A 25,856-nucleotide genomic window follows, 5' to 3' on the forward strand; every position below is an offset into this window, starting at 1 on the left:
GGTCGGTGAAAGCCTAATAAAAGTCTATCTCTTATATCACTGACTTAGACAAAGTAATACGATATATATGAGAGAACTCTAAGTTGAGTTAACAAGGGTGGTACCGCGGTCATTCCGTCCCTTTTTAATTGAACTTAGAGTTCTTTTTTACATTTAAGGAGTGAAAACAATTATGAACTATAAAGATACTTTATTAATGCCAAAGACTGACTTTCCAATGCGTGGTGGATTGCCAAATAAAGAACCTCAAATCCAAGAACAATGGGAAGCTAACAACCAATACCAAAAAGCACTAGAAAAAAATAAAGGTAACCAATCTTATATCCTACATGATGGTCCACCGTATGCAAATGGTAATTTACACATGGGACATGCATTAAATAAAATCATTAAAGATATCATCGTTCGCTATAAAACGATGCAAGGATTTTATGCACCATATGTTCCAGGTTGGGATACGCACGGTTTACCAATTGAACAAGCTTTAACTAAAAAAGGCGTTGATCGTAAAAAAATGTCAATTGCCGAATTTAGAGAAAAATGTAAAGAATTTGCATTAGAACAAATTGAATTACAAAAGAAAGACTTTAAACGTCTTGGTGTGCGTGGTGACTTCAATGATCCATACATCACTTTGAAACCAGAATATGAAGCGGCACAAATTCGTTTATTCGGTGAAATGGCTGATAAGGGTTTAATTTATAAAGGTAAAAAACCTGTTTATTGGTCACCTTCAAGTGAATCATCTTTAGCTGAAGCGGAAATTGAATACCATGATAAACGTTCAGCATCAATTTATGTTGCGTTTGATGTAAAAGATTCAAAAGGTATTGTAGATGAAGATGCACAATTTATTATTTGGACAACTACACCATGGACTATTCCATCAAACGTTGCGATTACTGTTCATCCTGAACTTAAATATGGTCAATATAACGTGAATGGTAAGAAATATATCATTGCACAAGCTTTATCTGAAAATGTAGCAGAAGCATTAGAATGGGATAAAGAAGCAATTCAATTAGAAAAAGAATTTACAGGTAAAGAATTAGAGTACGTTGAAGCCCAACACCCATTCTTAGATCGTGTATCACTTGTAATTAACGGTAACCATGTTACAACTGATGCAGGTACAGGTTGTGTTCATACCGCTCCTGGTCACGGGGAAGATGACTATATCGTTGGACAAAAATATGATTTACCAGTAATTAGTCCTTTAAATGATAAAGGTGTGTTCACTGAAGAAGGCGGACAATTTGAAGGTATGTTTTACGATAAAGCTAACAAAGCAGTTACTGATTTATTAACTGAAAAAGATGCTTTATTAAAACTTAACTTTATTACACATAGTTACCCTCATGATTGGCGTACTAAGAAACCAGTTATTTTCCGTGCAACACCACAATGGTTTGCTTCAATCAATAAGGTAAGACAAGATATCTTAGATGCAATTGAAGACACAGACTTCAAAGTAGATTGGGGTAAAACACGTATCTATAATATGATTCGTGATCGCGGAGAATGGGTTATTTCTCGTCAACGTGTATGGGGTGTACCATTACCAGTATTTTATGCTGAAAACGGCGATATTATCATGACTAAAGAAACGGTTAACCATGTAGCAGATTTATTTGAAGAACATGGCTCAAATATTTGGTTTGAAAAAGAAGCGAAAGACTTATTACCTGAAGGATTTACACATCCTGGTAGTCCAAATGGTACGTTTACAAAAGAAATGGATATCATGGATGTTTGGTTTGACTCAGGTTCATCACACCGTGGTGTATTAGAAAATCGTCCAGAATTAAGTTTCCCTGCAGATTTATACTTTGAAGGTAGTGACCAATATCGTGGTTGGTTTAACTCTTCAATTACTACTGCTGTGGCAACAAGAGGACAAGCACCATATAAATTCTTATTATCTCACGGTTTTGTAATGGACGGTGAAGGTAAGAAAATGAGTAAATCACTTGGTAATGTTATTGTTCCAGACCAAGTTGTAAAACAAAAAGGTGCTGATATCGCACGATTATGGGTTAGTAGTACGGATTACTTAGCTGACGTTCGTATTTCTGATGAAATCTTAAAACAAACATCTGATGTTTATCGTAAAATTAGAAATACATTAAGATTCATGTTAGGTAATATTAACGATTTCAATCCGGAAACAGATGCAATTCCTGAATCTGAATTATTAGAAGTAGACCGTTACTTATTAAACCGTTTACGTGAATTCACTGCAAGCACAATTAACCATTATGATAACTTTGATTATTTAAATATTTATCAAGAAGTTCAAAACTTTATTAATGTTGAATTAAGTAACTTCTATTTAGATTATGGTAAAGATATCCTTTATATCGAAGAGAAAAATGCGCATAAACGTCGCAGTATGCAAACAGTGTTATACCAAATCTTAGTTGATATGACGAAATTATTAGCACCTATTTTAGTCCACACAGCTGAAGAAGTTTGGACACACACACCACATGTGAAAGAAGAAAGTGTTCATTTAGCTGATATGCCTAAAGTAGTTGAAGTTGATCAAGCATTACTTGATAAATGGAATCAATTAATGGCATTACGTGATGATGTTAACCGAGCATTAGAAGTAGCACGTAACAATAAAGTAATCGGTAAATCACTCGAAGCAAAAGTTGTTATTGGTAATAACGACAACTTTAACGCTGCAGAGTTCTTACAACAATTTGAAGATTTACAACAATTATTCATAGTTTCACAAGTTGAAGTTACAGATGCTGTGGACAATGCAGAGACTTACCAACATGGTGATATCAGAATTGACCATGCTGAAGGCGAAAAATGTGAAAGATGTTGGAACTACACTGAAGCATTAGGCGCAGTAGGTGAATTAGAACACTTATGCCCACGATGCCAACAAGTAGTTAAAACGTTAATTTAATAGTATGTGAGCAAAAAGGAGCTGGACAGAAATATATTTTCTAAAATTTATTTCATTGTCCTGCTTCTTTTTAATAATTACAATATAATTTATACATAAAAAGAATAATAATATACAATGTTTCACTTTATGATTTAAGGTTATTTAGAAAGATATATTCATAGTTAAATGACAGAGCGAATTTCTAATAAACAGAGGTGGAACGATGAGTAAAATTTTATTAACAGGTGCATCTGGCTATATTGGTGGACACTTGAAAGCGCAATTAAAAGAGAATTACGAAATTATCGCAATTTCACGAAATATTAAAAATAAAGAAAATGAACAGAATGTCACTTGGAAAGCTGCTGATTTATTTGATTTAGATGAAATCACAGAGGTTATGGAAGGGGTAGATACTGCAATTTACCTTGTTCATTCTATGATGCCTAATGCAAAATTGACGCAAGCAAATTTTGAAGATATGGATGCCTTATTAGCGGATAATTTTGCGAGAGCTGCTAAAAAACAAGGCGTAAAACATATTGTTTTTATGAGTGGTTTAATTCCCAATGAAGACAAGCTGTCGGCGCATTTACGTAGTCGTTTAGAATGTGAGAAAATTCTTGGGTCTTATGGCATACCGGTTAGCACATTGCGAGCAGGTTTAATTATTGGGGCAAAGGGAAGCTCTTACCCGATTTTAAAACGTTTGGTTGAACGTTTACCCGGAATGGTCTTACCTAGTTGGGCATATAATATGATTGCGCCCGTTTCAATCAACGATGTTATTGATAAACTCGCACTATTAGTCGAACGTACACCACAACATAATGAGGCTTTTGATATTACAGGTCCAGAAATTATGAATTATAAGGAATTAATACAACGCACGGCAGTAGTGTTAAATAAACGTTTACCAATCGTTGACTTACCAATTATCCCTATTTGGGTTAGTCGATATTGAGTACAACTTATTTCACAGGTGCCTAAAGAGATGGTTTACCCACTTATGAATAGTTTAGTTCATGATATGATTCCACAACCAGAACGCACACATCCTGATATATCTATTGGTAAGATGTCATATGAAGAAAGTGTAGAACAAGCGCTAAATGAAGAAAATAAAATGAATCAAAAACAAAATAAAAACAAAAAATCATCAAGTAAAAGTAAAAAAGAAAGCATCAAAGATGTAAGAGCAATATCACGTTTTAGTATTCCGGCCAATTATTCAATGGAAGATGTGGCTAAAACATATGCAACGTTTATTAACAATATTACGTTACATTTAATCAATGGCACTATAAATGAAAATAAATTTGATATTACACTGCCGTTTATGAATCAATTTATCTTAAAAATGGAACGTGATATGGAAGATTCTTCTGAGGATATGATTGTTTACAAAATCGTAGGTGGTAATTTAGCATTATCCAATAATGGTGGAAATGCTCGATTTGAATTTAGACGTATTTTAGATACGAATGAAGCAATCGTTGCGTTACAAGAATATGAGCCGACATTGCCTTGGGTAGTTTATAAATATACACAAGCCAATATTCATAAAACAGTTATGGAATTATTTGTTAATCATATGAATAAACTTGCTGAAGAAGATAAACAAGCGTCATCACACAATAATCAGCTATTCAGTACTATTGCGATGACTACAGGTGCGATTGTGGGTGCTTATGTAGGATCAAAAATATATCATCTGATTAAAGCATAAATCATCCATAAAGATATAATGCATACGTTAATTTGTTTTAAAAGAACGTCCGAGTTATAGCGCTGATATAGTTGAAAAGGGAGTGGAACAGAATTCTTTTAAATTCGTCGTCCGCTCCCAGCTTCTTTGCTTGTGGAATTTCTTAATGAAATTCTCTCTGCTGGGGCCCCGACCCCAACTTGCTTAGCTTGTAAAATCACTTTCGTGATTTTTTGTGCTGGGGCCCCGCTCACCTCCGCAAGGATGACTGGAATTGAGAAAAGCTTGATTTAAGTGCCTTCTCAGTTCAGTCCGCTACTGCGAATTCGCAAAATAGCTTCATTATATTATTTATGTCCTAGCCTCTTTTTAATTCATTAGCATAATTTAAAAAAGTAAACTAAGTAAAATGTAAATACTTTATCTTGAAGTCCATATTTAGAAGGGCGAACTAAAAAAACATAAATTGTAATATACATACAAAGACTGATAAAATTTGATAGATTTTAAGGTAAAATAAAAAGTATTATTTTCATCTAAGTGATTAATGCATCCGATAAAAATGATGCAGTTGATTTACAGTCATATTAGGAGGCCACAATGTTTCATTCCAAGCATGCACATTTCGTAAATGGTATAACATTAAATGTGAGAAATTTAGCTAATTTAAGACCATTTTATGAAACGGTATTAGGATTTGAAGTGATTACCGAAACACACCAATCTGTCCAATATGAGATTGGTCAATCTAATCATTTTATAACTTTAAAAGAAATTGTAAATGGTAGGGAACCGCTATTATCTGAAGCCGGATTATTTTATATAGGTATTTTGCTTCCTAATATAGAAGATTTAGCAGATTTACTTGTACAAATGACAGATTTTGAAATTCCAGTAAATGGTGGAGAACAAAGTGTCTGTACTTCTCTTTTTATTGAAGATCCAGAGGGAAATGCATTTAAGTTTTATGTCGATCACGATATAGATGACTGGGTGTACGATAATGAATATGTGAAATTGGATGTTGAAGCAATTAATGTTCCACGATTATTAACGCATGTAACAGATCAAACTTGGCAAGGCATTCCTAAAGGAACTAAAATTGGAAATGTATCTCTTAAATCGATACGTATGTCTGAAGTCAAATCATATTATTTAAACTATTTTGGACTTGAAACATCTGCATATTTAGATAAATTTTCACTCTATATGTCTTCAAATCAATATCATCATCATTTAGCAATTAATCAATGGTTATCAAGTACGAAGCGCGTTATGAATCCTATCACATATGGTCTCGCATTAATTGATTATTATTATCCAGAAACAACGCATATCGATGTAAATGGTCCAGACGGACTTCAATTTAGATTTAATTTTATAGAAGTAGTGTGATTAAATGAAGAAATTTATAGCTATAATGTTATTAGGTAGTGCACTTTTCACTGTTGGAGCAATATATGATGGTATTGATAATCAAGATATGACACAACCTACAATTCATTTTTGGGAAAAGAATCCAATGAAATTCAATTTATATGCTAAGGGGCAGTGTACGTATTACGTGTTTGACAGAATACGACAAGATGGTAATATCATTAGCAATAAATGGGGCGATGCTAAGTATTGGGCTGCAAAAGCTGATGAAGAAGGATATACAGTAAATAATGAACCTAGTGTTGGCGCAATTTTGCAATATCCTAAAGGTCAATATGGTCATGTAGCATATATAGATAAAGTTCACCAGGATGGGTCGCTAACAGTATTTGATATGAACTATAATAAACCGTATGAAGTGACTAAAAGAACAGTTCATGACAATCAAGTAGACGAATTTAATTATATTCACCCAAAGGAAAATAAAAATGAAACAGCATAGTGAACTACAGTTACACCTCTCATGAGTTATTTGTAACTGTAGCTTTTTTTATGTATGGGAGTAAGCTATAATGTAGAGTGTTGTCAAAGTGTAGTGTGTGAATGGAGGCACGTGAATGAAAAAGAAATATTATATAACGATATCTTTAATCGTAGCAATTACAATATTAATCATTGATCAAGTAACTAAACGCATAATAGCTACAACAATGAATATTGGTGATTCGTATGAAGTTATTCCCAATTTTTTAAATATAACATCACATAGAAATGACGGTGCGGCGTGGGGAATATTAAGTGGTAAAATGGGATTCTTTTATATTATTACGCTTATAATTCTCGTCGTACTTGTATTATTTTATATTAAAGAAGCAAAGTATAATCTGTTTATGCAAGTTGCAATTAGTTTATTATTTGCAGGCGCATTAGGTAACTTTATTGATCGATTAGTAAATGGTGAAGTAGTTGATTTTGTTGATACGACTATTTTCGGATATGATTTTCCAATATTTAATGTTGCGGATTCTAGTCTAACAATAGGTGTATTATTCATCATCATTGCCTTACTTAAAGATGCAAATTCGAAAGAATAGGAGGCTGTAATTTGAAAACACATGAATTTAAAATAGAAGACCAAGCTTATGTTGGACAGCGTATTGATAAATTATTACCCGAATTCAACAATGATTGGTCAAGAAGTCAAATACAAGATTGGATTAAAGAAGATTTAGTAACAGTAAATGACAAAGTGATTAAATCTAATTATAAAGTTAAATTAAATGACAGTATTATCGTTACTGAAAAGGAAGTCGTTGAAGCTGATATTCAGCCGGAAAATTTAAACTTAGATATTTATTATGAAGATGAAGATGTTGCGATTGTATATAAACCTAAAGGTATGGTAGTTCACCCTTCACCAGGTCATTATTCAGGTACACTGGTTAATGGATTAATGTATCAAATTAAAGATTTATCTGGTATTAATGGTGAGATTCGTCCTGGTATCGTACATCGTATTGATAAAGATACATCAGGGTTATTAATGGTTGCGAAAAATGATATCGCGCATCGTGGTTTAGTTGAACAGTTAATGGATAAATCTGTTAAGCGAAAATATACTGCATTAGTACATGGAAACATTCCACATGATTACGGTACAATCGATGCGCCAATAGGAAGAAATGAGAAAGATAGACAATCCATGGATGTTGTTGATAATGGTAAAGAAGCCGTGACACATTTCAATGTGTTGGAACATTTTAAAGATTATACATTAATTGAGTGTCAATTAGAGACAGGGCGTACACACCAAATCCGTGTGCATATGAAGTATATAGGATTTCCTCTTGTTGGAGACCCTAAATATGGTCCGAGAAAGACACTTGATATTGGTGGTCAAGCTTTACACGCAGGGGTTATTGGGTTTGAACATCCAGTCACACATGAATACATTGAACGACAAGCGGAGTTACCTGAAGCATTTGAAACATTATTAGAAGATATCCGTTTAAGAGAAGCATAAGTTAATCATTCAATTGTCTAAATGGAATTTAATCTAATAAAAAAGGATTATTTAACACAGAGAATTTTAAAATTTGCATTGACTTATAAGTCAAAAAGCATTAAGCTAATAACAGTTCAAAAAGAAAACGATGTCTTTAAACGAAAGTCCAGAGAGGCTTCAAAGACAATGAGTATAATTCTATACACTTTCTTAAAATGATTCATTGAGCACATTGATGAATTGTTTAATGAGAATGACTTTATCATGTATCGTATAAACGTACATGTCCGTATATAAATTAAACCTCATGTCTTTGATTAAAGACATGAGGTTTTTTAATATTAAGAGGTGAGATAATGTCTGAGCGTATCATCATGGATGAAGCTGCAATACAACGTACTGTAACGCGTATGGCGCACGAAATTCTAGAATACAATAAAGGTACAGAAAATCTTGTGTTACTCGGTATCAAAACGAGAGGCGAATACTTAGCACGACGTATTCAAGACAAAATCAATCAAATTGAACAAAAAGCAGTTCCGACAGGCACAATTGATATTACGCATTTTAGAGATGATATTGAAATTACTAACAAGAAAATCACTCAAGACGCAATAGATATTGATGCTGATATTAATAACAAGGTCGTCATCATTATTGATGATGTGCTTTACACTGGTAGAACTGTTAGAGCTTCACTAGATGCGATTCTATTACATTCTCGACCAATTAAAATTGGATTGGCTGCACTTGTAGATCGAGGACATCGTGAGTTGCCTATCAGAGCAGATTTTGTAGGAAAAAATATTCCAACTGCTAAAGAAGAATCCGTTTCTGTGTTCTTAAATGAAAAGGATTCACAGAACGCAGTTATAATTGAATAAAGGCCTTTTAAATCAGTACGAGAGACTGAAAAAGGTAAAGTATTCAATAGTGAGTGTCAGTATTAAAGTTTCAATATAAGTAATAATGCGCTCACTAAAACAGAATACTTTGTCACGTATGTACAGATCACGTTGGATATGAAAACGTATCTGCTTACTAAATACGATTTTTTAGTCTCTTTACATTTATATGTTAAAGAGACTTTTTTTATGAAAGGAAGAAAAAAATGGAAAATGAACAAATGTTTGAACGCACCGTTAAGCCGGTGTTAGACGTACAGGATAAACCGCAACCGGCACAGTGGGCATTACTGAGTTTGCAACATTTATTTGCAATGTTTGGTTCTACTGTATTAGTACCATTCCTTACTGGTTTACCTATATCAGCAGCTTTACTTGCATCAGGAATAGGAACATTGCTTTACATCCTAATTACTAAAGCAAAGATTCCAGCATATTTAGGCTCAAGCTTCGCATTCATCACACCGATTATTACTGGCTTGAGCACACACAGTCTAGGTGATATGTTGGTCGCATTATTCGCTAGTGGCGTCATGTACGTCATCATCGGTATTCTAATCAAAATAAGTGGTACTGGATGGTTAATGCATTTACTTCCACCAGTAGTAGTGGGGCCAGTAATCATGGTGATTGGTTTAAGCCTAGCACCAACAGCAGTCAATATGGCAATGTTTGAGAATTCAGGTGATATGAAAGGGTACAACTTAAGCTATTTAGTTGTAGCACTTATCACATTACTTGTAACCATTATTGTCCAAGGGTTCTTCAAAGGATTCTTATCACTGATACCGGTACTTATTGGTATCATCGTCGGCTACATTGTTTCAATCTTTATGGGATTAGTAAACTTTTCAAATATTGCGAAAGCAAATTGGATTGACTTCCCTCACATCTATTTACCGTTTAAAGATTATGTACCGTCGATACACCTTGGTTTAATACTCGTCATGTTACCAATCGTGTTCGTAACAGTGAGTGAGCATATCGGTCACCAAATGGTAATCAATAAAATTGTAGGTAGAAACTTCTTCGAGGATCCAGGTTTACATCGCTCAATTATCGGTGACGGTGTGTCAACCATGTTCGCAAGTATTATTGGTGGTCCACCAAGTACAACATACGGCGAAAACATCGGTGTTCTAGCAATAACAAAAATTTATAGTATTTATGTTATTGGTGGCGCAGCGGTTATCGCGATTGTCTTATCATTCATTGGAAAGTTCTCAGCGTTGATTTCATCAATACCTACCCCGGTAATGGGCGGCGTATCCATCTTGCTCTTCGGTATTATTGCAGCAAGCGGACTGAGAATGTTAGTTGAGAGCAATATCGATTTCGCAAGCAACCGTAACCTAGTCATTGCTTCAGTCATCTTAGTTGTAGGTATTGGTAATTTACTTATCAATTTAAAAGGTTTAGGTGTAAACCTTCAAATCGAAGGTATGGCACTCGCAGCACTTTCAGGTATTATCTTAAATTTAATTTTGCCAAAAGAAAAACAGGAATCAAAAAACTAATTTAACAAGGATTATTTATCAGGAGGCGCTTTATGAATAACTTATTATCTATGGAACATTTATCTAACGAGGACATTTACGATTTAATTCAAACAGCTTGTGATTACAAATCAGGAAAACAACCATTACCACAATTTGAAGGAAAGTTTGTTTCAAATTTATTCTTCGAAAACTCAACACGTACTAAATGTAGCTTTGAAGTAGCAGAGCAAAAATTAGGTCTTAAAGAAGTTAACTTTGAAACAAGTACATCATCAGTACAAAAAGGAGAATCACTGTACGACACATGTAAAACGCTTGAGAGCATCGGCGTTGATTTACTTGTCATAAGACATTCTCAAAATGCATATTATGAAGAACTAGAAAATCTTAATATCCCAATTGCAAATGCTGGTGATGGTAGTGGTCAACACCCTACACAAAGTTTATTAGATATCATGACAATTTATGAAGAGTATGGGTCATTTGAAGGATTGAATATCTTGATCTGTGGAGATATTAAAAATTCGCGTGTAGCAAGAAGTAATTTCATAAGCTTAACATCACTAGGCGCAAATGTGATGTTCTCAAGTCCAGATGAATGGGTTGATGAATCTTTAGATGCACCATATGTGCAAATTGATGATGTTATCGACCAAGTAGACATTGTTATGTTATTACGTGTTCAACATGAACGTCATGGTATAACGGGTGAAGCTAACTTCGAGGCAAATGATTACCATGAACAATACGGTTTAACAATGGATAGATATAATAAGTTGAAAGATAAAGCAATTGTTATGCACCCTGCACCAGTTAATAGAGGTGTTGAAATTGATTCTGAATTAGTGGAAGCGCCTAAGGCACGAATTTTCAAACAAATGACAAATGGCATGTATTTAAGAATGTCAGTAATCAATAAACTATTATCAGGAAAAGAGGCGTAAACGTTGAAATTAATCAAAAATGCTCAAATTTTAGATAACGGTGAACTTAAGCAAACATCTATTTTAATTGACGGTCAACATATTAAAGAAATAAGCAATAATATTGAAGTTGATGAAAGTGTTGAAGTAATTGATGCACAAGGACATTTTGTAGCACCTGGTTTAATTGATGTTCACGTTCATTTACGTGAACCAGGTGGAGAACATAAAGAAACGATTGAGACAGGTACGAAAGCTGCAGCTCGTGGTGGGTTTACAACTGTATGTCCAATGCCAAATACACGTCCAGTACCGGACACTGTGGAACATATGGAGCGTTTACAACAATTAATTGAAGAGAACGCACAAGTACGTGTATTACCATATGCATCTATAACCGTACGCCAAGCTGGAAAAGAACATGTTGATTTTGAAGCACTAGCTAAGCAAGGTGCTTTTGCGTTCACAGACGATGGCGTAGGTGTTCAAGAATCAGCAATGATGTATGAAGCAATGCAACAAGCAGCTAAAGTTAATAAAGCTGTGGTAGCACACTGCGAAGATAATAGTTTAATTTATGGTGGTGCAATGCACCAAGGTAAACGAAGCGAAGCGTTAGGTATACCTGGCATTCCAAATATTTGTGAAGCGGTGCAAATCGCGAGAGATGTGCTACTAGCTGAAGCAGCAAATTGTCATTATCATGTATGTCATGTTTCAACGAAAGAAAGTGTTAGAGCTATTCGTGATGCTAAAGCAGCTGGTATTCATGTGACAGCCGAAGTTACACCACATCACTTATTACTAACTGAAGATGATGTACCAGGTGATAATGCAATTTATAAAATGAATCCACCTTTAAGAAGTAAAGAAGATAGAGAGGCCTTATTAGAGGGGTTATTAGATGGAACGATAGATTGTATTGCAACTGACCATGCACCACATGCGAAAGAAGAGAAAGCACAACCGATGACTAAAGCGCCTTTCGGTATTGTAGGAAGTGAAACTGCATTCCCATTACTATATACGCATTTTGTAAAAAATGGAGATTGGACATTGCAACAATTAGTGGATTACTTAACTGTTAAACCAGCACAAGTATTTGATTTACCATATGGCAAATTGGAAGAAGGACACTTAGCTGATTTAACAATGATTAATCTGGAAGAAGAGCGCGAAATCAAAGGTGAAGATTTCTTATCTAAAGCAGATAATACACCATTTATTGGTTACAAAGTTTATGGTAACCCGATTTTAACTATGGTAGAAGGCGAAGTTAAATATAAGGAGGATAAATAAATGCTTGAGCGACGCTATCTTGTATTAGAAGATGGGACTTATTATGAAGGATATCAATTGGGATCTAACGACTTATCAGTTGGAGAAATCGTATTCAACACAGCGATGACAGGATACCAAGAAACAATCTCAGACCCTTCATATACTGGTCAAATCATTACATTCACATACCCATTAATTGGTAATTACGGTATTAACCGAGACGACTTTGAAGCACTAACACCAACATTAAATGGTGTAGTAGTGAAAGAAGCAAGCACGCATCCAAGTAACTTTAGAAATCAAAAAACGTTACACGATGTGCTTGTACAATACAAGATACCTGGTATCTCAGGCGTAGATACACGTAGTATTACTCGTAAGATTAGACAGCATGGTGTACTCAAGGCAGGGTTCACTGATAATCGAGAGGACATTGACACACTAATCAGTACATTACAAGGTACAACGTTACCTCGAAATGAAGTGGAAACAGTATCTACTAAAACACCATACGTCTCTACAGGATCTGATTTAAGTGTCGTCTTGTTAGACTTTGGTAAAAAGCAAAACATTGTAAGAGAATTAAATTTGCGTGGGTGCAATGTGACAGTAGTACCTTATGACACATCGGCTGAAGAGATATTAGCTATGTCACCTGATGGCGTGATGTTATCTAATGGCCCTGGTGACCCAGATGTGGTAGAAGTTGCATTGGATATGATTAACGGTATTTTAGGCAAAATTCCATTCTTCGGTATATGCCTAGGACATCAATTATTCGCGCTATCTCAAGGTGCGACGTCATTTAAAATGAAGTTCGGTCATCGTGGTGCAAATCACCCTGTAAAAGATTTACGAACTGGAAAAGTAGATATCACAAGTCAAAACCATGGTTACGCTATTGATAAAGATTCATTGGCACATACTGACTTAGAAGTGACACATATTGCGTTAAATGATGGTACGGTTGAAGGATTAAGACATAAGACATTACCGGCATTTTCGGTGCAATATCATCCTGAAGCACGACCAGGCCCAAGCGATTCAAATTATTTATTCGATGAATTTATGGCTATGATGAAAGAATTTAAAGAAAAGGAGCAAACAGCAAATGCCTAAACGTGACGATATACAAACGATTCTAGTTATTGGATCAGGTCCAATTATCATTGGACAAGCTGCAGAATTTGATTACGCAGGTACTCAAGCGTGCCTTGCTTTAAAAGAAGAAGGCTACCGTGTCATATTAGTCAACTCTAACCCAGCAACGATTATGACAGATAAAGAAATTGCAGATAAAGTTTATATCGAACCGTTAACACATGACTTTATTGCACGTATTATTCGTAAAGAACAGCCTGATGCACTGTTACCAACATTAGGTGGTCAAACAGGTTTGAATATGGCAATTCAATTACATGATAGTGGTGTACTTGAAGCAAATAATGTGAAATTACTAGGTACGGAATTAAAGTCAATTCAACAAGCAGAAGATAGAGAATTATTTAGATCATTAATGAATGATTTAAATGTACCTGTCCCTGAAAGTGATATTGTAAATACTGTTGAACAAGCATTTGCGTTTAAAGACGAAGTAGGCTATCCACTCATTGTTCGTCCTGCCTTTACAATGGGAGGTACTGGTGGTGGTATTTGCTACAATGATGATGAATTAAAAGAAGTAGTGAGCAATGGGCTACATTACAGTCCAGCGACACAATGTTTAATTGAAAAATCTATTGCGGGCTACAAAGAAATTGAATATGAAGTCATGCGAGATAAAAATGACAATGCAATTGTTGTTTGTAATATGGAAAATATTGACCCAGTTGGTATTCATACTGGAGACTCTATCGTAGTAGCGCCGAGTCAAACGTTATCAGATGTTGAATATCAAATGTTACGTGATGTATCTTTAAAAGTAATTCGAGCATTAGGTATTGAAGGTGGATGTAACGTCCAACTTGCATTAGACCCACACTCATTCAATTACTATATTATAGAAGTAAATCCACGTGTATCACGATCATCAGCGCTTGCATCTAAAGCAACTGGATACCCAATTGCAAAATTAGCGGCAAAAATAGCAGTAGGATTAACATTAGATGAGATGCTTAACCCTGTCACAGGCACATCATATGCTGCCTTTGAACCAACGTTAGATTACGTTATTTCAAAGATACCGAGATTCCCATTTGATAAATTTGAAAAAGGCGAACGTGAATTAGGTACTCAAATGAAAGCCACTGGTGAAGTAATGGCTATTGGTCGTACATATGAAGAATCGCTATTGAAAGCAATACGTTCACTTGAATATGGTGTACACCATTTAGGCTTACCAAATGGAGAAAGTTTTGATTTAGATTATATTAAGGAACGCATCAGCCACCAAGATGATGAAAGACTCTTCTTTATAGGTGAAGCAATTAGACGTGGTACGACGCTTGAAGAAATACATAATATGACGCAAATTGATTATTTCTTCTTAAATAAATTCCAAAATATTATTAATATCGAACATGAGTTGAAAGCACACCCTGGAGATTTAGACTACCTTAAATATGCTAAAGACTATGGCTTTAGTGACAGAGTGATTGCACATCGATTCGGTATGACTGAAGCAGAAGTTTATCAATTGCGCCAAGAAAATGGCATTAAACCTGTATACAAAATGGTTGACACTTGTGCTGCTGAATTTGAGTCAACAACACCCTATTACTATGGCACCTATGAGACTGAGAATGAATCCATCGTGACAGATAAAGAAAAAATCTTGGTACTTGGATCAGGTCCAATTCGAATTGGGCAAGGGGTGGAATTTGACTATGCTACTGTACATGCAGTATGGGCAATTCAAAATGCCGGATACGAAGCAATTATCGTGAATAATAATCCTGAAACAGTATCGACTGACTTTTCAATATCAGATAAATTATACTTCGAACCATTAACTGAAGAAGATGTAATGAATATCATCAATTTAGAACAACCTAAAGGCGTAGTCGTGCAATTTGGTGGCCAAACGGCAATTAACTTAGCGGATAAATTAGCTAAACATGGGGTTCAAATATTAGGAACGTCTTTAGACGATTTAAATCGTGCCGAAGATAGAAAAGAATTCGAAGCCTTACTGCATACCATTAATGTACCTCAACCTAAAGGTAAAACTGCGACTTCTCCAAAAGAAGCACTTGAAAATGCCCGTGAAATTGGCTACCCGGTTGTGGTGAGACCATCATATGTACTCGGTGGTCGTGCTATGGAAATAGTGAATAGCGACGCTGAATTAGAAAACTACATGGAACAAGCTGTTAAAGCGAGCCCAGAACATCCAGTATTGGTAGATAGATATTTAACTGGTAAGGAGATAGAGGTTGATGCGATATCAGACGGTGAAACAGTCATCATTCCTGGTATCATGGAACACATCGAACGTGCAGGTGTTCATAGTGGTGACTCAATCGCTGTTTATCCACCACAAACTTTAAGCCAGGAAGATATTAATACGTTAGAAGACTACACAATTAAATTAGCTAAAGGGCTTAATATCGTAGGCTTGATTAATATCCAATTTGTGATCGCACATGATGGTGTTTACGTACTAGAAGTAAACCCTCGTGCAAGTCGAACTGTACCATTCTTAAGTAAAATCACAGATATTCAAATGGCACAACTTGCGATGCAAGCTATAATGGGAACACAGCTTAAAGCGTTAGGCTATAAGCAAGGCATCCAACCATATTCAGAAGGTGTCTATGTGAAAGCACCTGTCTTCAGTTTTAATAAATTGAAAAATGTCGATGTGACTTTAGGACCAGAAATGAAATCTACCGGTGAAGTGATGGGTAAAGATCTAACTTTAGAAAAAGCGCTTTACAAAGGATTAACGGGTAGTGGTGTAGAAGTTAAAGATCATGGTACTGTACTTATGACAGTAAGTGATAAAGATAAAGACGAAATTGTAAAAATTGCTCACCGTTTAAATGAGGTAGGGTATAAGATTTTAGCTACTCAAGGAACGGCACAAAAATTAGAAGAACATCATATTCCAGTTGAAGTTGTAGGTAAAATTGGTGGCGATGATGATTTATTAACACGTATCCAAAATGGTGAAGTACAAATTGTCATTAATACCATGACTAAGGGTAAAGAAGTAGAGAGAGACGGTTTCCAAATTCGTCGTACAACAGTTGAAAATGGTGTGCCATGTTTAACATCATTAGATACTGCGAATGCTTTAACAAATGTGATTGAAAGTATGACATTTTCAATAAGAACGATGTAATATTACAATTCGAAAACGACAAGGTTGTAATGAGTCAGGATTTTCTTAGTCAGACGACTGCGACCGCGTCGTTCATTTTCAAAGGAGTTATAATATGAAAGATTTACCTATCATAGCACTAGATTTCGAATCCGCAGAAAAAGTGAATACATTTTTAGATCAATTTGATGAACCACTTTTCGTGAAAATCGGAATGGAACTCTTCTATCAAGCAGGGCCAGAGTTCATTAAATCTATTAAATCACGTGGTCATGATATTTTCTTAGATTTGAAGCTACATGATATTCCAAACACAGTTGAAAAAGCAATGGAAGGCTTAGGAAAGTTAGATGTCGATTTAGTTAATGTGCATGCAGCTGGAGGTACAGCCATGATGAAAGCTGCAGTAAGGGGATTGCACAAATTTAGTAATGATACAAAGATTATTGCTGTTACACAATTAACATCTACAACTGAAGAAATGTTGCGTAATGAGCAAAATATTCAAACAACAATCGAAGAAGCCGTATTAAACTATGCGACATTAACGCAACAAGCAGGTTTAGATGGTGTTGTATGCTCACCATTAGAAGCAGAATTATTAACAAATGAATTAGGTTCAGACTTTTTAAAAGTAACACCTGGAATTAGACCACAAGGGGCAGCTGTAGATGATCAAAAGCGAATCACTACACCTGAAGACGCTAAACAATTAGGGGCAACACATATTGTAGTTGGACGACCAATCACGCAAAGTGAGAATCCTGTAGAAAGTTATCACACTATTAAAGAAAGTTGGTTAAGTTAATATGGCAAAAGAAATAGCAAAATCTTTATTAGATATCGAAGCAGTAACATTATCTCCAAACGACCTATATACATGGAGTTCAGGAATTAAATCTCCGATATACTGTGATAATCGTGTAACATTAGGCTATCCAGAAGTACGAAGTGCCATCCGTGATGGATTGAGCCAGTTGATTATTGAACAATTCGGTGATGTAGATATTATTTCTGGTACAGCAACAGCAGGTATTCCGCATGCAGCGTATATCTCTGAGAAATTAAATTTACCAATGAATTATGTTCGTTCGAAAAGCAAAAGCCATGGAAAACAAAACCAAATTGAAGGCGCTTTAAGCAAAGGCAAGAATGTCGTCGTTGTCGAAGATTTAATCTCAACAGGTGGATCTTCAATTACTGCAGTTGAAGCATTAAAAGAAGCGGGGGCCAATGTCGTAGGTGTAGTAGCCATTTTCACTTATGGCTTAAAGAAAGCAGAGGACATGTTTAATGATATCAATGTCCCTTACTACACATTAAGTAACTATAATGAGTTAATTGAAGTTGCACGTGAAGAAGGTAAAATTTCTGATCATGATATACAAACTTTAGTTGAATGGAGAGACAACTTGTAATATGCTATGTCAAAAGGGGGATTGATTAATATGACGGATAGTGAAGCGAATCGCTTCTATAATAATATGAAGCACGTTAATGAATTCTTATATAGAGATGAAGACTTCAAATCCCCAGACAACGCAATGTCGATTGATAATAGCATTAAAGAAATAAGTAAAAATCAATCTAAAGTAAGCATGGACTCATTTGTGCATACAAGTGACCTCTTTAAAAAGGCTAAGCAATCGCTTAGACAAAAGGGTAAAATCGATTAAAAAAACGTGGTATAGGCGGGCACAATCATCTAAAGTAATAGATGACATGTTGTCATATCTATACCACGATTTATATGTTTAGAAATATAATACATAACGCTTAGCGAATAAAAATTTTAATAAGCACCCATCCGATAAGTAAAACAATAAGCATACATAAAATAGGTATAACAAGATGCATCATAATTGAAAGCCTCCAATTGAACTTTATTCTAATTTTAACTTGAAAATTGAATAAGTCAAAAATTTAGATTAACGAAATTATATAGTTAAATTTTTTTAAAATGATATAGATTAGTTTAAAATAAGTATTAAAGATAAAGAGAGGGGAATCAATGTGGAAATACCTAAAATAACAACATTTCTAATGTTTAATAATCAAGCAGAAGAAGCAATTAATTTATATACGAGTCTGTTCGATAATAGTGAAATTTTAACTATGGTTAAATATGGAGAGGATGGACCGGGTGTGCCAGGCACAGTACAACATTCTATATTTACGCTAAATGGGCAAGTATTTATGGCAATTGATGCGGATAATGGTGAGAATTTGCCCATGAATCCGTCAATTTCTTTATATATTACGGTTGATAATGCGATGGAAATGGAACGACTATTCAGTGGTTTGAAGAAGGAAGGCGCAATATTAATGCCTAAAACTGCGATGCCGCCATTCCGTGAATTTGCATGGGTACAAGATAAATTTGGTGTTAGTTTTCAACTCGCATTACCTGAAAAATAAAACATGGGATTAGAACTGAATGTAGTTTGCGTTCGGTTCTAATCCCTTTTTAAATATCGTTTCATCATTTTAGTGACTGTGCGATGCAGCTTATTTAACTTTCATACTTTGAATTTTGTCATAATCTGGCGTTGCAAATAATGTTTTTTGATTATCATACGTTACAAATCCTGGTTTAGCACCAGACGGTTTGTGAACATTTCTAATTTCTGTATAGTCTACAGGAATTTGGCCAGAATTTCCGGCTTTTGAGAAGTAACCAGCTAACATAGCAGCTTCTTTAATCGTTTGTTCACTTGGTGCATCATTAAGAATAACGACATGAGAACCTGGAATATCTTTTGTATGGAACCAAATATGTGACTTTTGAGCTTTGCGATTTGTTAAATAATCATTTTGTTTATTATTTTTGCCTACCAGTATCGTATCCCCATCTGTAGAAAGATAGGTTTGAAGTTGAATTTTATCATTCTTTTTCTTTTTAACGTTTTTACGTTGTTTCATAAATCCTTGTTCTGCTAGTTCATCACGAATATCATCTATCTCATCAACCGTAATATGGTCGAGTTGCTGTTCGATATTTGCAAAGTAATCGATGTTCTCGCGCGTTAATTGAATTTGATGATCTAATTCGCGTTCACGTGTTTTCATTCGATTATATTGCTTGTAATAATATTGTGCATTAACTGACGGTGATTTAGTAGGGTTTAATGGAATCGTAATGTCTTCATTTGTATAGTAATTGAGAACAGTTACAGCATCATCGCCTTGCTTAATGCGGTAAATATTAGCAGTAATGAGTTCACCGTATAGTTGCTGTTTATCTTTATCTTTAGCACTTTCATACTCCGCAATCAGTTTGCTCAATTTATGTTGATATTTTTGAGATTGCTGTTGAACAAAGCGTACTAAATCATTTGCGCGTTGTTTGACACGTTCGCGTTCTCCACGGGCATCATAATACCGATCTAACAATTCATGTAAGGATGCATATTCAACCATATCATCATGAAATTGTTCTAATTTCATGAAGTAAAAATCTTCTTTACCAGTTTCATGATTTTTATGGAAAACAGGTACAGGTGTTTGTAACGTTTGAGCGATAACCTCATCATAAGCTTTAGGTAGAGTGTCTGTTGTCATAAATTGATAGCGATTGACTATTTCATTAGTAATCAGTGGACTAAAACCTTCAAACGTGTTCAATAACTGCTTTGCAAGTTTACCACTATTAAAATCTACATATTTTAAAGCTTCGTCCCCAGAAACGTCAAATGGATTTAATTTATTTTGTGTTGGTGGTGCTTCATATTTAAAACCCGGCATAACCGTACGATACTGATTTGTATTCGGGGTTAAATGTTTAAATCCTTCAATAATTTTATAATTTTCATCAACAAGTAATAAATTGCTATGTTTACCCATAATTTCTAAAATAACGGTGCGATAAATGGTATCCCCAATTTCATCTTTACTTTCAACATCGATTTCAATATGGCGGTCATTACCGATTTGACGTACTGATTTAATAATGCCACCTTCTAAATGTTTCCTAAATACGCGTGCGAACATTGGTGGTTCAAATGGGTTATCATACTTCTTCGTTGTGATATGCATTCTTGAAAAACTAGGGTGTATGGATAGTAATAGTTGATGATTTTTGCGATTTTGGCGTACAACCATAAGAATCGTATCAGTTTCTGGTTGATTAATCTTATGGATTCGTCCAGATACTAAAAACTGTAGTGATTCAACTATTTTTCTAGTGAATAAGCCATCATATGCCATAAATAATTTCCACCTTCAATTTAATCATTCAATATATTGTAACATGGTAAAAAGAAAGCGTCATGATTTAAGTTTATGTTACATACTCTATACAATTTTCACTACAATATGATATTATATTTAAATAATAGAAGAATAGCTTAGAGAGGTCGTAAGGCATGGATAATGAAAAAGGATTACTAATTGTTCTTTCAGGTCCTTCAGGAGTAGGTAAAGGAACTGTACGCAAAGAGATATTTGATGATCCAACTACATCATATAAGTACTCTATTTCAATGACGACACGTAATATGCGTGAAGGTGAAGTTGATGGTGTAGATTACTTTTTTAAGACGAAAGAAGAATTTGAAGCTTTAATTCAGGAAGATCAATTTATTGAATATGCTGAATACGTTGGAAATTACTATGGTACGCCTGTTCAATATGTTAAAGATACTATGGCTGCTGGACATGATGTATTTTTAGAGATTGAAGTAGAAGGTGCTAAACAAGTAAGAAAGAAATTTCCAGATGCATTATTTATCTTCCTTGCACCACCTAGCTTAGACCATTTGAAAGAACGATTAGTTGGACGTGGCACTGAGTCAGATGAGAAGATTCAAAGTAGAGTAAATGAAGCACGTAAAGAAGTAGAGATGATGAATCTTTATGATTACGTTGTAGTCAACGATGAAGTCCATTTAGCGAAAGATCGTATTCAATCAATTGTTGAAGCTGAACACTTAAAACGCGAACGTGTTGAAGCTATATATAGAAAAATGTTATTGGAGGCCAAAAAATAATGTTAAACCCACCATTAAACCAGTTACAATCGAAAATCAATTCTAAGTATTTAATTGCTACGACTGCAGCTAAGCGTGCACGTGAATTAGATGAAAGACCTGAAACAGCTTTATTAAGTGGATATCATTCAGCTAAACCTGTTGGTGAAGCATTAGAAGAAATTGCTAGCGGTAAAATTACACCAGTCGTTTCTGACGAATTCACTATGTAAAACCAAATGAAATTAATTTATCCATATGCACATCTTATTGATTTGAGTATTACGCTTCTTCAATAAGATGTGTCTTTTTAATTACACCTTTAATTTGTGTATAATAAATTTAATATAAATTATGATTAATAATCGATATAGTAAAAGGGAGAAATACGATTATGAAACACATTTTGCTAGCTGTTACAGGTGGTATTGCAGCATATAAAGCTATAGATTTAACGAGTAAATTAACACAAGCTGGTTACGATGTACGCGTAATGTTATCTGAACATGCGCAAGAATTTGTTACACCACTTGCTTTTCAAGCAATTAGTAGAAACCCAGTCTATACCAATACATTTAAAGAAGAGAACCCACAAGAAATTCAACATGTCGCATTGGGTGATTGGGCAGATGCGATTATCATTGCGCCTGCAACTGCAAATGTGATTGCGAAATTGAGTGTGGGTATTGCAGATGATATGCTAACATCTACGTTGTTAGCAACTGAGACACCTACCTTTATTGCTCCGGCAATGAATGTACATATGTATGAGAATAAGCGTACACAGCACAATATTAACGTATTAGCACAAGATGGCTATCGCTTTATTGAACCTGGGGATGGTTATTTAGCGTGTGGTTATGTAGCAAAAGGAAGAATGGAAGAACCATTACAAATTGTTAAAGTTATCAACGACTTTTTCCATTCGCAAAAGGTAATGGCGCATAGTTCGTTTAAAGGTAAACATGCATTAGTCACAGCTGGGCCAACTGTAGAAGTGATTGATCCTGTTCGTTATGTATCCAATCGTTCTTCAGGGAAAATGGGTTACGCTCTAGCTGAAGCGCTACAAAAAAGAGGCGCACACGTTACGTTAGTGACAGGGCCAACGCAATTAGTAGATCCTATTGGTATGGACATTGTACATATTGAAAGTGCGGAAGACATGTTTGAGGCAGTAACGACACGTTTTGATCAGCAAGACATTGTATTTAAAGCGGCAGCTGTATCTGATTATACGCCGATGGAAGTATTAGATCATAAAATGAAGAAACAAGATGGCGACTTAGCCGTTACCTTTAAACGAACTAAAGATATTCTAAAATATTTAGGTGAACATAAAGCACATCAATATTTAGTAGGTTTCGCTGCTGAAACGCAAAATATCGAAGCCTATGCGCAAGATAAATTAAAACGAAAAAATGCTGATGTGATTATTTCGAATAATGTAGGTGACAAAACGATTGGTTTTAAATCAGATGATAATGAATTAACCATGCATTTTAAAACTAATGAAATGATTAATATTAAGAGAGGCAAAAAGGTTCAATTAGCTGAACAAATTTTAGATGAATTAGAAACTAGGTGGCAATAATGATTGCGAAGGTAATCGTAGATATTCCTTCTAAGAGTGTGGACTTTAAATTTGATTATTTGATACCAGAGCATTTAGAGGCTTTTATTCAGGTAGGGGTTAGGGTGGTTGTTCCATTCGGTCCGCGTACAATTCAAGGATATGTCATGGCTATTGAAAATGAACCAAGTGATGATATTAATATTGAGAAATTGAAAGTAATCAAAGAAATTCAAGATATGAAACCTGAATTAACCTCTGAATTGATTCAATTGAGTGAATGGATTAGCCACTATCATGTATCTAAGCGCATTTCAGTACTTGAAGTAATGTTGCCCAGTGCAATTAAAGCAAAGTATACGAAAGTCTTTGAAGTTGTGAAATATAATGATATCGATGACCAATTGATTGAATACTTTGATGCTACGGGGCAATATAAATATAAAGAAGCGCAAAAGAATAATCATCTTCCTGTTTTAAATAAATTGTTAAAAACAGGCGCAGTGAAAGAAGTTACAATATTATCTCAAAATGTAAAAAAGAAAACACAGAGAGCGGTACGTATCGTAGAAGGTTATCATCCAGATGAGGTCTTAGCTAAACTTGAGAAGAAAATAAAGCAGTATGACGTGTATGCCTATCTATTAGATGAACAACATAATACAGTATTTCTGAAAGATATGGAAGAGATGGGATTCTCAAAATCAAGTATAGATGGGTTAGTTAAGAAGGGTTATATTGAGAAATATGATGCCGAAGTAGAACGTGATCCGTTTGCACATCGTATATTTGAACGTGAAGAGAAGCGGGAACTTACTTCAGAACAGCGTGTTGCTTTTCAACAGATTAAAGACAAAATCGATAATAAAGCGCAACGTACATTCTTATTACATGGTGTGACAGGTTCAGGTAAAACAGAAGTTTACTTACAGACAATCGAAGAAGTACTCAATGAAGGTAAAGAAGCAATGATGTTAGTGCCTGAAATTGCTTTAACTCCACAAATGGTCTTACGATTTAAACGTCGATTTGGTGATGACGTAGCTGTGCTACACTCTGGTCTATCTAATGGAGAACGCTACGATGAATGGCAAAAGATTAGAGACGGTAGAGCACGTGTCAGTGTTGGTGCACGATCAAGTATCTTCGCACCATTCAAAAATTTAGGCATAATTATTATTGACGAGGAACATGAATCAACATATAAGCAAGAAGATTATCCACGGTATCATGCTAGAGATATCGCTGAATGGAGAAGTCAATATCATCAATGTCCTTTAGTATTAGGAAGTGCAACACCAAGCCTTGAATCATACGCACGAGCTGAAAAAGGCGTGTATCAGTTACTATCATTACCTACTAGAGTGAATCAACAAGCATTACCTTCGATAGATATCGTTGATATGCGCGAAGAATTGAGTGCGGGAAATCGATCAATGTTTTCTAACGAATTAAGAGAAGCAATTGAAGAACGCTTACGTAAAAATGAACAAATCGTTTTATTTCTTAATCGTCGTGGCTATGCATCATTTATGTTATGCCGAGATTGCGGTTATGTGCCTCAATGTCCACATTGTGATATTTCATTAACGTACCACAAGTCAACAGATCAATTGAAGTGTCATTATTGCGGTTACCATGAAGTACCTCCAAATAAATGTCCTAATTGTGAAAGTTCTCATATTCGCCAAGTAGGCACGGGTACACAACGTGTGGAAGAAATATTACAACAAGAATTTGAAGGTGCACGTATTATACGAATGGATGTAGATACTACTTCTAGAAAAGGCGCGCATGAAAAATTGCTATCCGAATTTGAACAAGGAAAAGGCGATATTTTATTAGGCACACAAATGATTGCAAAAGGGTTAGATTATCCAAATATCACCTTAGTAGGTGTTTTAAATGCTGATACTATGTTGAATCTACCTGATTTTCGTGCGAGTGAGCGGACATATCAACTGTTAACACAAGTGGCTGGAAGAGCAGGACGACATGAAAAGCCGGGTAATGTCATTATTCAAACTTATAATCCTGACCATTATGCAATTGAAGATGTTCAAAAAAATGATTATTTAACTTTCTATCATAAAGAAATGGAATACAGAAAAATGGGCAAGTATCCACCTTATTATTTTCTGATCAATTTTACGATTTCACACAAAAATATGAAGAAAGTGATGGAAGCATCCAAACATATACATCAAATCTTACTGCAGCATCTCACAGATCGTGCGTTAGTGTTAGGCCCTTCACCAGCTGCAATAGCTCGTATTAACAACGAACATCGATTTCAAATTTTAGTGAAATACAAGCGTGAACCGGAATTGTTAAAAGCACTTCAATATTTAGATGATTATTATCATGAGGCCTATCTTAAAGACAAACTTGCATTAAAAATAGATATCAATCCGCAAGTATTAATGTAAACAAAAAGAGTTACGTAGTT

20 protein-coding genes and 1 pseudogene are annotated in these 25,856 nt (G+C 34.9%); 20 read left to right on the forward strand and 1 reads right to left on the reverse strand.

The window, feature by feature from the left end; genetic code table 11:
* The first annotated feature begins 172 nt into the window (after positions 1-172).
* The 16 genes and pseudogenes from ileS (at position 173) to AK212_RS03600 (ending at position 19,285) form a co-directional block, all read left to right on the forward strand.
* Entirely contained in the window at positions 173-2,923 is a 2,751-nt protein-coding gene (gene ileS / locus AK212_RS03525) for an isoleucine--tRNA ligase (RefSeq protein ID WP_053029198.1), read from the forward strand.
* Positions 2,924-3,128: 205 nt separating this feature from the next.
* Positions 3,129-4,634: pseudogene (locus tag AK212_RS03530) on the forward strand (NmrA family NAD(P)-binding protein).
* Between the two features lie 579 nt (positions 4,635-5,213).
* The gene (locus AK212_RS03535; protein ID WP_053029199.1) at positions 5,214-6,008 is read left to right on the forward strand and encodes a VOC family protein; all 795 of its coding nucleotides are present in this window, start codon (positions 5,214-5,216) and stop codon (positions 6,006-6,008) included.
* Between the two features lie 4 nt (positions 6,009-6,012).
* On the forward strand, positions 6,013-6,492 hold the full coding sequence (locus tag AK212_RS03540) for a CHAP domain-containing protein (RefSeq protein ID WP_053029200.1): 480 nt from the start codon (positions 6,013-6,015) through the stop codon (positions 6,490-6,492).
* Between the two features lie 115 nt (positions 6,493-6,607).
* The gene (gene lspA, locus AK212_RS03545) at positions 6,608-7,084 is read left to right on the forward strand and encodes a signal peptidase II (protein ID WP_053029201.1); all 477 of its coding nucleotides are present in this window, start codon (positions 6,608-6,610) and stop codon (positions 7,082-7,084) included.
* 11 nt (positions 7,085-7,095) lie between these two features.
* Positions 7,096-8,013 (forward strand): RluA family pseudouridine synthase, encoded by a 918-nt coding sequence (locus AK212_RS03550; RefSeq protein WP_053029202.1) that lies wholly within the window; start codon positions 7,096-7,098, stop codon positions 8,011-8,013.
* 338 nt (positions 8,014-8,351) lie between these two features.
* The gene (pyrR, locus tag AK212_RS03555) at positions 8,352-8,879 is read left to right on the forward strand and encodes a bifunctional pyr operon transcriptional regulator/uracil phosphoribosyltransferase PyrR (protein ID WP_053029203.1); all 528 of its coding nucleotides are present in this window, start codon (positions 8,352-8,354) and stop codon (positions 8,877-8,879) included.
* A gap of 227 nt (positions 8,880-9,106) precedes the next feature.
* Complete coding sequence (locus AK212_RS03560) at positions 9,107-10,417, forward strand: uracil-xanthine permease family protein (protein ID WP_053029204.1); 1,311 nt, start codon at positions 9,107-9,109, stop codon at positions 10,415-10,417.
* Positions 10,418-10,449: 32 nt separating this feature from the next.
* Complete coding sequence (locus tag AK212_RS03565) at positions 10,450-11,343, forward strand: aspartate carbamoyltransferase catalytic subunit (protein WP_053029205.1); 894 nt, start codon at positions 10,450-10,452, stop codon at positions 11,341-11,343.
* Positions 11,344-11,346: 3 nt separating this feature from the next.
* Positions 11,347-12,621 (forward strand): dihydroorotase, encoded by a 1,275-nt coding sequence (locus AK212_RS03570; RefSeq protein ID WP_053029206.1) that lies wholly within the window; start codon positions 11,347-11,349, stop codon positions 12,619-12,621.
* Positions 12,622-13,722 (forward strand): carbamoyl phosphate synthase small subunit, encoded by a 1,101-nt coding sequence (locus AK212_RS03575; RefSeq protein ID WP_053029207.1) that lies wholly within the window; start codon positions 12,622-12,624, stop codon positions 13,720-13,722.
* Positions 13,715-16,888 (forward strand): carbamoyl-phosphate synthase large subunit, encoded by a 3,174-nt coding sequence (carB, locus tag AK212_RS03580; RefSeq protein ID WP_053029208.1) that lies wholly within the window; start codon positions 13,715-13,717, stop codon positions 16,886-16,888. Before AK212_RS03575 ends, carB begins: the two co-directional genes overlap by 8 nt.
* 94 nt (positions 16,889-16,982) lie before the next feature.
* Positions 16,983-17,675: an orotidine-5'-phosphate decarboxylase gene (pyrF, locus tag AK212_RS03585; RefSeq protein ID WP_053029209.1), complete on the forward strand. Its 693-nt coding sequence runs from the start codon at positions 16,983-16,985 to the stop codon at positions 17,673-17,675.
* A gap of 1 nt (position 17,676) precedes the next feature.
* On the forward strand, positions 17,677-18,285 hold the full coding sequence (pyrE, locus tag AK212_RS03590; protein ID WP_053029210.1) for an orotate phosphoribosyltransferase: 609 nt from the start codon (positions 17,677-17,679) through the stop codon (positions 18,283-18,285).
* 30 nt (positions 18,286-18,315) lie between these two features.
* Positions 18,316-18,543 (forward strand): hypothetical protein, encoded by a 228-nt coding sequence (locus tag AK212_RS03595; protein WP_053029211.1) that lies wholly within the window; start codon positions 18,316-18,318, stop codon positions 18,541-18,543.
* Positions 18,544-18,880: 337 nt separating this feature from the next.
* On the forward strand, positions 18,881-19,285 hold the full coding sequence (locus tag AK212_RS03600; protein WP_053029212.1) for a VOC family protein: 405 nt from the start codon (positions 18,881-18,883) through the stop codon (positions 19,283-19,285).
* 90 nt (positions 19,286-19,375) lie between these two features.
* Here AK212_RS03600 and AK212_RS03605 read toward each other — a convergent pair whose 3' ends face one another.
* Positions 19,376-21,073 carry an Rqc2 family fibronectin-binding protein gene (locus tag AK212_RS03605; RefSeq protein WP_053029213.1) on the reverse strand — a complete coding sequence of 566 codons (1,698 nt, stop codon included), beginning with the start codon at positions 21,071-21,073 and terminating at the stop codon, positions 19,376-19,378.
* 158 nt (positions 21,074-21,231) lie between these two features.
* Between AK212_RS03605 and gmk the strand changes: the two genes are divergently transcribed.
* From gmk to priA, 4 genes are all read left to right on the forward strand, one after another.
* Positions 21,232-21,855: a guanylate kinase gene (gene gmk, locus AK212_RS03610; RefSeq protein WP_053029214.1), complete on the forward strand. Its 624-nt coding sequence runs from the start codon at positions 21,232-21,234 to the stop codon at positions 21,853-21,855.
* Positions 21,855-22,067, forward strand: a complete 213-nt coding sequence (rpoZ, locus tag AK212_RS03615) for a DNA-directed RNA polymerase subunit omega (protein WP_011275989.1) — start codon at positions 21,855-21,857, stop codon at positions 22,065-22,067. Before gmk ends, rpoZ begins: the two co-directional genes overlap by 1 nt.
* Before the next feature lie 161 nt (positions 22,068-22,228).
* Positions 22,229-23,428: a bifunctional phosphopantothenoylcysteine decarboxylase/phosphopantothenate--cysteine ligase CoaBC gene (gene coaBC, locus AK212_RS03620; protein ID WP_053029216.1), complete on the forward strand. Its 1,200-nt coding sequence runs from the start codon at positions 22,229-22,231 to the stop codon at positions 23,426-23,428.
* Positions 23,428-25,836, forward strand: a complete 2,409-nt coding sequence (gene priA / locus AK212_RS03625) for a primosomal protein N' (RefSeq protein WP_053029218.1) — start codon at positions 23,428-23,430, stop codon at positions 25,834-25,836. Before coaBC ends, priA begins: the two co-directional genes overlap by 1 nt.
* The last annotated feature ends 20 nt before the right edge of the window (positions 25,837-25,856 follow it).

The sequence above is a fragment of the Staphylococcus borealis genome, assembly GCF_001224225.1.
In the GTDB taxonomy this organism is placed as follows: Bacteria; Bacillota; Bacilli; order Staphylococcales; family Staphylococcaceae; genus Staphylococcus; species Staphylococcus borealis.